The organism is Saliniferula longa (assembly GCF_050789285.1).
GTDB lineage: Bacteria > Pseudomonadota > Alphaproteobacteria > Rhodobacterales > Rhodobacteraceae > CAVPWP01.
This window is the reverse complement of sequence record NZ_JBOUVX010000004.1, coordinates 1-11781: the sequence shown is the minus strand read 5'-3', so window position 1 is coordinate 11781 and position 11781 is coordinate 1. Positions and strand designations below refer to the sequence as shown.

Annotated in this window: 9 protein-coding genes; 2 read left to right on the top strand and 7 right to left on the bottom strand. The window is 68.7% G+C overall.

The window, feature by feature from the left end; all coding sequences use genetic code 11:
• Positions 1–189 precede the first annotated feature (189 nt).
• The 7 genes from ACRDNQ_RS16545 to ACRDNQ_RS16515 form a co-directional block, all read right to left on the bottom strand.
• Positions 190–801, bottom strand: a complete 612-nt coding sequence (locus ACRDNQ_RS16545; RefSeq protein ID WP_431829817.1) for a DUF1326 domain-containing protein — start codon at positions 799–801, stop codon at positions 190–192.
• 9 nt (positions 802–810) lie between these two features.
• On the bottom strand, positions 811–1662 hold the full coding sequence (locus ACRDNQ_RS16540; RefSeq protein WP_431829816.1) for a DUF2182 domain-containing protein: 852 nt from the start codon (positions 1660–1662) through the stop codon (positions 811–813).
• The gene (locus ACRDNQ_RS16535; RefSeq protein WP_431829815.1) at positions 1659–3026 is read right to left on the bottom strand and encodes an FAD-dependent oxidoreductase; all 1368 of its coding nucleotides are present in this window, start codon (positions 3024–3026) and stop codon (positions 1659–1661) included. Before ACRDNQ_RS16535 ends, ACRDNQ_RS16540 begins: the two co-directional genes overlap by 4 nt.
• 7 nt (positions 3027–3033) lie before the next feature.
• Complete coding sequence (locus ACRDNQ_RS16530) at positions 3034–4137, bottom strand: glycine cleavage T C-terminal barrel domain-containing protein (RefSeq protein WP_431829814.1); 1104 nt, start codon at positions 4135–4137, stop codon at positions 3034–3036.
• A gap of 13 nt (positions 4138–4150) precedes the next feature.
• Positions 4151–5905 carry a serine hydrolase domain-containing protein gene (locus tag ACRDNQ_RS16525; protein ID WP_431829813.1) on the bottom strand — a complete coding sequence of 585 codons (1755 nt, stop codon included), beginning with the start codon at positions 5903–5905 and terminating at the stop codon, positions 4151–4153.
• 188 nt (positions 5906–6093) lie between these two features.
• Positions 6094–7707: a fatty acid--CoA ligase gene (locus tag ACRDNQ_RS16520; protein ID WP_431829812.1), complete on the bottom strand. Its 1614-nt coding sequence runs from the start codon at positions 7705–7707 to the stop codon at positions 6094–6096.
• 142 nt (positions 7708–7849) lie between these two features.
• On the bottom strand, positions 7850–8641 hold the full coding sequence (locus ACRDNQ_RS16515) for an SDR family NAD(P)-dependent oxidoreductase (RefSeq protein WP_431829811.1): 792 nt from the start codon (positions 8639–8641) through the stop codon (positions 7850–7852).
• A 294-nt stretch (positions 8642–8935) separates the two neighbouring features.
• Between ACRDNQ_RS16515 and ACRDNQ_RS16510 the strand changes: the two genes are divergently transcribed.
• Both ACRDNQ_RS16510 and ACRDNQ_RS16505 read left to right on the top strand, forming a co-directional pair.
• A complete protein-coding gene (locus ACRDNQ_RS16510) occupies positions 8936–10051 on the top strand; it encodes a succinylglutamate desuccinylase/aspartoacylase family protein (protein ID WP_431830194.1) in 1116 nt (371 codons plus the stop codon).
• A 23-nt stretch (positions 10052–10074) separates the two neighbouring features.
• Positions 10075–11673 carry a peptide ABC transporter substrate-binding protein gene (locus ACRDNQ_RS16505; protein ID WP_431829810.1) on the top strand — a complete coding sequence of 533 codons (1599 nt, stop codon included), beginning with the start codon at positions 10075–10077 and terminating at the stop codon, positions 11671–11673.
• Positions 11674–11781 lie beyond the last annotated feature (108 nt).

Sequence of the window (11781 nt, the reverse complement as noted above, 5' to 3'; positions counted from 1 at the left end):
CCGACCCCCCGGCGCACGCCGGCACCGGATCGTCCCGGAAGGACAGAATTCGTGGAACGCCTCGTGCGGACAACCAACGAAAGATGACCCATAGACCCCACGGGGGTTTGGGCATGAGGACGTCGCGTCATGTGGCGACCCAGGCGATAACGCCGCCGGCGACCGGCTGCATGGGCATTGGAACCGTCCTCAATTCGGCCCGTGCCAGTCGATCTGGCAGATCTCGGCCGAGCGGCCGTCGAAATCCCAGACCCGACCGCGGTCGCGGACCCGGCCCTTGCGGGCGGTCGCTACCATGATGTCGGGTCCCATCCAGTAGCCCGAGTTCGACAGCATGACCGGCTGGTCGGGGTCGGCGCCCTCGATCGGGACGACCTCGCCTTGGATCTTCTTGCCGACCATAAGACGGCGGGCCTTGCCCTCGGTTTCGAACAGCACCGGCGCGCGCTCGGCGCCAAGGAACTCTCCGACCAGCATCGAGAACAGACCCGTGGTCCCGCGCGCCCGGCCCGAGAAGATCTCGAGCAGCCCGTCGTAGGCCGCGTCGCTTGCCCGTTCGTCGATGAACGCCGCGACCTTCCAGTTGCCACGTCCCATGTTGCCGGGAATATCCATCACCATGCCGATGTTGAGGCCCGACAGGTCCTCGTCGCCCCAGGCGCCAGTGTCGATGCGCACGCCCATCCAGGCCTGGCAATAGCCTTCGGTCGGGGGGTGCTTGCCCAACGACACCACGCAGGGACAGAAGACCGTGCAGTTGCAGTTGAGGATGAGTTCACCCTTGATTGTCCACGGGGTCATGAGGTCCTCCTAGATCAGGTTGGCGGCGCGCAAGGCGACGAAGGCGGCGGCGCCAAGCAGGACGGCGCCGGCAGGCCGGGTCAGGACACGCCCGATGTCGGGCAGCTTCTCGAGGGTCATGAAGACCGTCGCCGCCAGCATCCAGAGGAGGTTCATCGTCCCGCCCACGAAGGCCAGCGCCATGAGGGCCCAGCAGCAGCCCAGGCAGATCACCCCAAGCTCGGCGCCCATGCGCAGCGCGCGGCCGGGTCCGGGAGACCAGCGTTCAAGAAAGAAGGTCAGCGGCATCCGGCAGCGCGCAAGGCACCCGGCCTTGAGTGCCGAAAGCTGGTAAAGCCCCGCCAGCGCCAGAAGTCCTGCCGTGAGCCAGAGCGACAGGCTTGACCCATCGGGCGCAAGCATTCCCAGATCCTGAAGCCGAAGCTGGGCGGTTGCGCCGACAAGCGCGGCAAGACCCCAGACGGAAAGGTAGCCCGCCACAAGCAACAGCGCCCCCGCTGCGCTTGTCGCACCCGTGGCGCCAAGGTGCAGGTAGGTCCGCAGCGCAGGGGCGAAGGTCGGCAGCATCATCGCCGCGGCCATCAGCGCCCACATCGCGGCAAGCGCGGCGAAGCCGGCGCCCTGCGCGCCGCCGCAGAGCGCCAGCCAGATCTCGCGGCCAAGCTCCCCCGACAGCCCCGAAGGCACGTCGGACGCAAGGGTCATCGCCAGAAGAACAATCCAGGCGGCAAGGATCACGGCATAGAAGGCCAGCCAGAGCGCGCCTTCGCGGCCGATCCCGCGGCGATGCGCCATCCCCTGCGCCATCCCCTGCGCCATGTCCTGTGCCATGTCCGGTCCGCCCGTGTTCCCGGCGATCATCGGATGCGCACCCCCTGCCGTTCAAGTTCGGACTGCACCGCGGCGATGTCTACCTCGGCCACGTCGCGGCCCGTGCGCACGGCAAGGGCGGCGGCCACGCCCGCCCCCTGTCCGGCGACCGCGCAGCAGGCCATGTTGCGGGTCGCGGCATGGGCAATGCGGTCGCCCCCGATCGCGCGGCCCGCCACCAGAAGCCCGCGTACGCCGCGGGGCAGCATCGCCCGGTAGGGAACATGCATGTAGCGGCCCGTGGTCGGGATCACCAGCACGCCGTAGCCGTCGATGAACTCGGGGTAGATGCCGATGGTGTCGTCGAACCGGCACTCGTGCCGGACGTCGGCCTCGGTCAGGTTGTAGGCGGCATCGATCTTGCGGGTGTCGCGGATGCCGATCGTCATGCCGAAGTTGCGCAGCCGCGCACCACCGCAGCCCGGCATGTAGCGGCGCAGCGCCTCGACGGCGAGCATCGCCTGCTTCCGCCCCTCGATCTCGCCTTGGGTCATGCTGTCGGGATCGGTGCCATCCACCTCGGCCAGATGGACGAGGTTCATGTAGGTCAGTTCGCCCGTGTCATGGACCGCGCCCCAGGTGCCCGCGATGGTGCTGAGATGGGGCGGGATCAGGCCGTCGTCGATGGCCTTGCGGAACGGCTTACGCAGGAAGGGCGAGAAAAGGTCGTCTTCCTTGCCGTCGGTTTCGACCGACCATTCGCCGCTTGACCAGTCCTTGTAGGTCTGCGGATCGGCGCGCACCTCCGCCATGAAGGCCGCCTTGTCCACACCGGCCAGGTGGAACATCACGCTGGCCGCCTGCATCGCCTCGGGCGGTGTCTTGCGGGTGGGCGCGCCGGCGCGGTGGGCCACGTCGGCGTCGCCCGTGGCGTCGATCACGATCTGCGCCAGGATCGCCTCGCGGCCGGCCTTCGATTCGACGACGATGCCGGCGATCCGGTCGCCGTCCATCACCGGCGCGACGAAGGTGCGGTGCAGCATCGCGTGCAGGCCGGCTTCTTCCACCAGCCGGTCGGCCACGACCTTGAACCCTTCGCTGTCGATCTCGTAGCTCAGCGACTGGCTTTCGGGGACAGCGGCGCCCATGTCGCGCGCGCGGTCCTCGAACTCGCGCCCGATGCCGCCGGCTTCGACGGTGGCTTCGTGCCGGTACCACGCGAAACCCTCGACCCCGACCACGGTGATGTTGCCGCCGAAGCAGCCGAAGCGTTCGACAAGGCAGACCTCGGCGCCGGCGCGCGCCGCGGCCAGCGCCGCCGCAAGCCCGCCGGGGCCCGACCCGACCACCAGCACCCCGGTGCGATGGATCACATCGGTCTGGCGCGCGGGTTCGATGATGACGTCGCGGTCCATGCGGGCCTCAGAGGAACGGCAGCGTGGCCAGAGTTCCCGGCTGGGGCCCCTCGGGCATGACCACCTCGACCCGGTCGCCCGGGGCGCACTCTCGCGAGACAAGCGCGAAACCGATCACCCGGTCAAGCCGGGGCGAGCGGATCCCGTTGGTCATGTCCCCAACCCGCTGGCCGTTCCGCGTGATCTCGCGCCAGTGAAATCCCGGCCCCGCGATGTCGGCCGCATCAAGGATCACGCCAAGCTGATGGCGGGCGGGACCCTCGGCCGCGATGCGCCGCAGGGCGGCGATGCCCACCGTGTCGTCGGGGACATCAAGGTCGATGTACCGTTCCAGGCGCACCTCGAAGGGATTGGTGCGCTCGTCGGTATCCCCGCCCCAGGACAGAAGCCCGCTTTCGATCCGTTCGTAGACGTTGGGATTGCCCGGCCCGATATCCCAGGGCCGCCCGGCCTCGCGGAAGAGGTTCCACAGGGCCGTCCCCTTCGTGCCGTCGCACAGATAGACCTCGTAGCCGCCCTGCTTCGACCAGCCCGATCGGGCGACGACCACAGGAATGCCTTCGATCTCGGTCTCTCGGAACCAGAAGTACCGCAGGTCGCGCACCCAGTCGCCGCAGACATGGGCCACCACGTCGACCGCCTTCGGCCCCTGAATCGCCATGGGCGAGACGTCGGGTTCGCTGACCTCGACATCAAGCCCGCGCTCGGCCGCGATGGCGCCGGCCCAGAACCAGATGTTCGAATCCGCGATCGACAGCCAGTAAAGGTCGTCGGCCAGCTTCAGCAGGATCGGGTCGTTGATCAGCGTGCCCCCGTGATTGCACAGGGGCACGTACTTGCCCTGGCCCTCGACGCAGCGCGACAGGTCGCGGGGGGCAAGGATCTGCGCGAGCCGCCCCGCGTCCGGTCCCTTCAGCTGCACCTGGCGTTCGACGGCGACATCCCACTGGCTGACCCCGTTGATGAGCCGCCAGTATTCGGCCGCCGGGTCGCCGTAGGACGTGGGCATAAGCATGTTGTTGTAGGTCGTGAAGGCGGTGACGCCTTCCGCCAGCGTGGCGTCGTAGAAGGGCGAGGGCCGCAGCCGCGCCGAGGGGGTAAGGCCGAACACCTTTGATCTCCGTTCAGAAAGGTCTGACCGCGCGCGCGGCCTCGATCAGCGCCACCGCCGCCTCGTCGCTGATTTCGACGTTGTAGCTGTCGCGCCCCAGGACGACGATGGTCATGTCGTTGGGCAGGCTGATGACGGTGTTTCCGCCCGAGCCGCTCATGTAGGGCACGATGGTGGTGCCGCTGTCCGACGTCACCTCGCGCCGCCAGAAGGCAAGGCCGTAGTCCGCACTTGCCGTCAGCCCCGCGACAAGGTCGGGGTGCAGGATCTGGCTGCCGTCCGGCCCCTTGCCGCCGTTGCCGACAAGCGCGCCGGCCCGGGCCAGGATATCGATCGTCGGCAGGGCGCCCCAGGCCGAGAAGGGAAAGCCCGGTGCGCCGGTTTCAGTATAGCCCGTGCCGCTGACGAAGTGGCCGGCGCCGATCGGCGCATAGACCTCGGCCTCGAGCAGTCCCAGCAGAGTGGCGTCCGCGCCTTCCTTCGACTTCAGGAAACGCTCCATCGCAAGCGCGGCGATCCACATGTCCTGATCGATATAGGCCATGGCCTCGCCCGGCCCGCCGACATCGGGGTTGGGGCCCACGTTGAAATAGGCCCGGATCTGGTCGGGCAGGGCATAGGAATAGGACCAGGCGTAGGTGTTGAGGTTCTCCATCGCCCAGTTCGGATCGTAGCCCGTCGCCCCCATCCCCGTGGACATGTCGAGCGCGTGCCGGATCGTCACCTCCTGCCAGCGCGCCCGCGCGGTCTCGTCCAGATAGTCGAATTCGTCGCCTTCCGAGAACCAGCTGACGACCGGCGTATCAAGGAAGTCGGGTCCGTATTTCTGCGCAAGCCGCATCGCCGCCAGCCCGGGGATCAGCGACTTGGTGACCGACCAGACGCCGACGCGCATGTCGCGCGGATAGGGATGCGGTCCGAAGGGCGTCTCGACCGCGTCCATGTAAAGCGTGCCGTCCGACAGGACGGCCACCGCCAGCGTTCCGGCCGGATCAAGGGCGGCGGCCGCGGCGCCGAAGGCCGCACCGAGTTCGGACAGGGGTTTTGCCGGACGCCGGTCGGCCATTTCGGCGGCGTGCGCGGCGACGATCGCCCCGGCATCCACCTCCAGAGGGGCGAGGGTGAACGGCACCTCGGCCCAGGCCGCGACGTCGAAATCCGCGTCCCAGAAGATGAAGCCTCCCGCCGACATCGACGACAGCTGCACGCGCAGGGGCGTGGTTTCGCCCTCGCGATAGTCGAAGCTTGCCAGACCGATCCAGGCCTCGCCCTCCTGCGATTGCACAAGGCTGATGGGAAAGGCCGCGCGCGACCAGCCCTGCTCGGCGTCGCCGGTCAATTCCCAACTGCGGCCGGGGCTTGCGACGAGTTCCCAGAAACTTGGCGTCCGCTGGGCGACAGGGGCGCGCAGGACGCCGCGCTCCAGCGGCACGACATCGCCGTCATCGCTGATGACAAGGTCGATCGGCAGCCCGGGAAAGAGCGTCGCATCGAGTTCGAACAGGGGCACCGCGCCGTCAGGGTCCTGCGCCGCGAGGAAGTCGAAGATCCCCCACCACGCCCAGGGGGTCTGGATCATGCCGTCGGCCGGATCGGCCTGGACCGACATCTGCGTGGTCTGCAGCGCAAGCGTTCCCGCGAACGAAGCCCCCGGCGCCGCGCCGGGCGGCGCCTCGAAGGCAGAGGTTGCGGCCCACTCGGGCGCGTCGGCCTGCACCGGCGTCGCCAGAAGGCAGGCCAGCGTCATCGCGTGGAAGATTCTGATCATGACGGCCCCTCCCTAGGCTGCGATCGGGTCCCCTGTCCGGACGGTCCGGCGCGGTGCGCGGGCTGGCCGAAGACACGGGACGGACCGACTAGACGGCATCGGCCGCCACCCGACAAACGATCGATTTCGGTGCTGAGCCCCCGATTCCGTCATGGTCGCCCGGATCGGGGACCCGAGGCGATCCTGGCTCAGGTGATCTCGCCCTCGGCGATCGCGGCGCGGATGGCCTTCTTGTCGATCTTGCCGACCGAGGTTTTCGGCAGCGCGTCCACGCGCAGGATGCGGTCGGGCGTGGCCCAGCGCGGCAGGGTGCCGTCGCTGACCGCCTGCGAAACGCGCTCCATGGCGGCGCGGGCGGTGGCGTCGAAGGCGTCGTTCTCGGCCGCGATCACGACGACCGGGCGTTCGCCCCAGCGCGGATCGGGGATGCCCACGGCCGCGACCTCGCGCACCCCCGGCACGGTCGAGACCGCGTTTTCAAGGGCCAGCGACGACACCCACTCGCCGCCTGACTTGATCACGTCCTTCAACCGGTCGGTGATCCTCAGCGTGCCGTCCGGCGACAGGCTGCCGACATCGCCGGTATGAAGCCAGCCGCCGCGCCAAAGCGCCGCTGTCGCCTCGGGCGCCTTGAGGTAGCCCTCGGTCAGCCAGGGCGCGCGCACGACGACCTCGCCCGTGCTTCGGCCGTCGCGGGGCACGTCGCGCATCTCGTCATCGACGACGCGCACCTCGACCAGGGGATGCGGCTTGCCGGTCGAGGTGCGAACGGCGATGTCCGCGTCGGCGCCCTGCGCCATGTCGGCCATGGTCAGGATCGGGCAGGTCTCGGACATGCCGTAGGCGGTGTTGACGTCGATGCCCTTGTCGCGCGCGCGCTGCGCAAGACCTTCGGACAGCGCCGATCCCCCGATCAGAACCTTCCAGCGCGACAGGTCGGCCGCCTCGGCGCCGGCTGCGGACAAGAGCATGGCAAGGATCGTCGGAACGCAATGCGAGAAGGTCACGCCGTGCCGCGCGATGAGGTCCAGAAGCCGCTCGGGGTCGTAGCGGCCGGGATAGACCTGGTCGAGGCCAAGGAACGTGGCGACGTAGGGAAAGCCCCACCCATGGACATGGAACAGGGGGGTGATCGGCATGTAGACATCGCCAAGGTGCAACCCGCCCGGACCAGGCACCCGGCCAAGTCCCACCGCCCCGCCAAGCGTATGAAGCACAAGTTGACGGTGACTGTAGAAGACGCCTTTCGGATCGCCGGTGGTGCCCGTGGTGTAGAACAGCGTCGCCCGCGTCCGTTCGTCGAGGTCGGGGAACGCGTGGTCGGCCGACGCCGCTGCCAGCAGGCGCTCGTACTCTCCGGCGAAGCCCTCGGGCAGGGGCGCATCGGCCCGGTCGGTCAGCAGGATCAGTCGCAACGGACGCGAAATGCGCGGCAATAGCGGCGAAAGCAGGGGCAGGAAATCCTCGTGCACGAGGATGGCGTCGTCCTCGGCATGTTCGATCGTGTAGAGGATCTGCTCGGGCGACAGGCGGATGTTGATGGTGTGCAGCGTCGCCCCCGCCATGGGAACCGCAAAGAAGGCCTCGAGATAGCGGTTGCTGTCCCAGTCCATGACGGCCACGACCGACCCCTGTCCCAGTCCCAGCGCAGCAAGCGCGCCGCCAAGCCGCGCGACCCGCCGGGCGAAGTCTGGATAGCTCAGGGACACGTCGCCGCAAGAGATCGTCCTGTCGCTTTGTGCCAGAAGCGGGGCGGCCAGAATTCGGCCGATCGTCAGCATGTCGTGGCTTTGCAGTTCCATCCTGGCCTTCCGGTGTTCGGTCGTCTGGGTCGTTCGCGTCGGGCAAGCCTAGCGCGGGCGGCCCCGCCGATCACGCGAAGAAAACGGGGGCTCGGCCCATCCTGCGGTTTTGCCAGCTGGCGCGAGGCGGGCGGCGACCGCCCTAGCGGGCGCGCAGGCGCACGCCGGCATCAAGGCGGATGACCTCGCCGTTCAGCATCGGATTGCGCAGGATCGACAGGCAGAGGTCGGCGAAGTCCGCAGGATGACCGAAGCGGCGCGGAAAGATCGCGTCCGAGGTGATGGCCTCGATCACCTCGGGCGGAACGGCGGCGGCCATCGGCGTCTCGAACAGCCCGGGCGCGATCGCCATCACGCGGATCCCGTGGGGCGCGAACTCCCGCGCCGCCTGAAGGGTCAGCGCGGCGATCGCGCCTTTCGAGGCCACATAGGCCCCTTGTCCGACCTGACCCTCGAAGGCCGTGATCGACGCCGTGTTCACGATCACACCGCGCTCGCCGTCGGGGCCGGCAGGTTCGGCGGCCATCATGCGGGCGGCGGCCTTGGTCATGAGCGACACGGTGCCCAGAAGGTTGACGCGCAAGACCGTCTCGAACCGCGCCATGTCGACCGGGCCGTCCCGGCCCACAAGCCGCATCGACCCGGGAATGCCGGCGCAATTGACGACCACCCGCGCGATCCCGTGGCGGGCTTGCGCGGTATCGAGCGCGGCCGTCACGGCGGTTTCGTCGGTCACGTCGCAGGCGATGGGCAACAGACCGGGCCCGCCCGCGCCCGCCGCCAGATCAAGCGCGGCGACCCGCGCGCCGGCCGCCGCAAGGGCCTGGGCCGTCGCAAGGCCAAGACCTGAAGCCGCCCCTGTCACCACTGCCGCGATTCCACCAAGGTCCTGCACGATCGCGTTCCTGTCTCTCTGATCGCGGCTCCCTGCCATGCCGGGCCGCGCGTCTCGCGTCAGGATCGACCATCTCCGATGTGCGGACAACCAACCAAATCAGGGCCTAAGGGGCGGTGCCGGTCGCGACATGCCCGGCGCGGCGGCTGACGCTGCGGCATCCGATTCGTCGTTGACGAAGGTCCTTCGTGTTGTACAGTTGTTCAATAGTCCCAGGGCGGAGCTTTTCCACATGGCGCGACGACGGTTCCGGCCGAGTATCGGGCAGGCGTTCCAGTCCGCGACGCCCCGTGCCAAGGCGCAGGATCTCCGCCGACATCGGGGGGCGCGGACATAAGGCTGGTCAGCCATCTCCTCGCAGGCGACATCCCCGGCACGTCGCGCACGCTCACGGCGCATGTCTGGGGCGCCGAGGGGGCCCGGCCCAAGGTCTATCTCCAGGCGGGACTTCACGCCGACGAAATGCCCGGCATGATCGTCGCCCAGCACCTGATGGACCGCCTCGACCGGGCCGAGGCCGAGGGCCGGATCACCGGCGAAATCTGGGTGGTGCCGGTCGCCAACCCGATCGGTCTGGGCCAGTGGATCGCCCACAAGCCGCAGGGCCGGCATGAGATCGAGAGCCTTCAGAATTTCAACCGGGGCTTCCCCGATCTGGCGGCTCTGGCCGGCGACCGGATCGCGGGGTTCCTGACCGGCTCGGAAGAGAAAAACCTCGCGTCGATCCGCAAGGCGTTCGCCCAGGTGCTGGCCGACCTGCCGCGCCAGACCGACATCGCGGACCTGCGTCTGACCCTGATGGACTGGTCGCATGATGCCGACCATGTGCTTGACCTTCACTGCGACCACGAGGCGATCCTGCATTTCTACGCCTCGCCGCTTCGGCCAGGTGACACCGCGACCCTTGCCCGGTCGATCGGCGCGGAGCTGGTGCTAGAACAAGAGGTCTCGGGCGGCAACGCCTTTGACGAGGCGCTGACCGCCCCCTGGGCCGCGCTGCGCCGCCGCTTCGGCGCGGATCATCCGATCCCCGCGGGCTGCTTTTCCGCGACCGTCGAATATCGGGGGCAGGGCGATGTCGCCGACGACATGGCCGCCGAGGATGCCGCGCGCCTCATGGTCTTTCTGGGCGCCGTGGGCGCGCTTGCGGGCGAGCCCGCCCCGGCCTTCCCCGAGGCGCCGGTCCTGCCGCTTGGCGCGGCGGGCGAGGTCTTCGCGCCGCAGGGCGGGATCGTCCTGTGGCGCGTGGTGCCGGGCGACACCGTCGACACGGGCGACGTCCTTGCCGAGGTCCTCGACCCCGTGACGCGACGGCGGCTGCCGGTGCCGGCCACGACCTCGGGCGTCGTCTTTCGTATCGAGTTGTGGCGGTCATGCCTGCGCGGGCAAAGCCTTGCCCATGTCGCCGGACAGGAGATCCTGCGCGTGGGCCACTTGCTGTCAGACTGAAGAAAGAACCAGGGAGCACTGCGATGAAACGAACCCCGATATCCATCCTGGCCGGCGCCTGTCTGGCCGTGGCGATGGCCTTCGCCAGTCCCGCGCTGGCGCAGGACGACACGCTTGACCGAGGAATCGGGTCCGAGTGGTCGTCCCTCGATCCTCATGTGAACTTCGATGCCGCCGCCGGCTGGATTCTTGGCGACGCCTACGAAGGGCTCGTCAACTACAACGGCTACGACATCCTGCCCGGCGCGGCCGAAAGCTGGGAGGTCAGCGAGGACGGCAAGACCTATACCTTCCGCCTGCGCGAAGGCCTGGTGTGGTCGAACGGCGATCCGCTGGTGGCGCAGGACTTCGTCAACGGCCTGATGCGGACGCTTCTGCCCGATACCGGGTCCGAGCGCGGCTATTACTTCACCTCGGTGGTGCAGGTCGTGGGGGCAGCCGACATCGTGAACGGCGACAGCACCGATCCCGCGACCCTTGGCATGACCGCGCCGGACGACCGCACGGTGGTGATCCAGCTGGAAAACCCCGCGCCGCACCTGATGAACATCCTTGGCGGGGCCTTCTCGATGCCGCCGCTGCACAGCCCCAGCGTCGAGGCCGGGGGTGCGGGCGTCTTCATCGACCCCGCTCGGGTGGTGACGAACGGCGCCTACCTGATCCGCGAGGTCGTGCCCCAAAGCCACGTCCTGATGGAGCGCAACCCGCTTTACTGGGACGCCGCGAATGTCCAGATCCCCTTCGTGAAGTACCACGTGACCGAGGATGCCTCGACCGAGCTGCTGCGTTTCCAGGCCGGCGAGATCGACATCACCTACGACATCCCTCTGGCGCAGATGGACGCGATGCAGGCGTCGAACCCCGACGAGGTCAAGATCACGGCAGGCGTCGACATCGTCTATTACTCGTTCAACCTGACGCGTGAGCCGTTCCAGGACATCAACCTGCGCCGCGCGCTGACGCTCGCGATCGACCGCGAGACGCTGGAAGGGCGGATCGTCCGGGCCGGCGCTATCCCCAACTATTCCTTTTCGGGCGGGTTCGACCCGAACTACGATCTGCCCACCTTCGACGAAGCCGCACTCACGCAGGACGAGCGCAACGCCCTTGCGCAAGAACTCTACGCGGCCGCGGGCTATGGCCCCGACAATCCGCTGACCGTCAACATCGTCTCGACCGTGGCCGAGGAATCGACGCGGCGCGCGCAGGGCATCGCGCTCATGTGGAAGCAGACGCTGGGCGTGAACGCCGTGGTCGAGCCGCAAGAGCGCAAGGCCTGGCTCGACTCGTTCTACGCCGGTGACTGGGACGTGTTCGCCGACAACCTTGTGGGCGACTTCCCCGGTCCCGAGACCTTCCTGCCCTACATGCGCCCCAGCGCCGAGGCGGGCTACAACTGGGTGTCGCCCGAGTTCGAGTCCGCGATGGACGTGGCCGCCGCCCAGACCGAGCCTCAGGCCCGGCTCGACGCCCTTGCCGTGGCCGAGAAGATCCTGCTTGACGACTACATCGTGGCGCCGATCTCGATCATCCCGTCGCGGCAGCTGGTCAGCCGTCGGGTCGGCGGTTGGGAGCCGTCGCCCGTGGGCTATCACAACAGCCAGTACCTGACGCTGGAATAGGGACGGGCGGGCGCGGGGGGGGGGGGGGGGGGGGGGGGGGGGGAGGGGGGGGGGGGGGGGGGGGGGGGGGTGGGGTGGGGGGGGGGGGGAGGGGAGTCGTCGGATCAT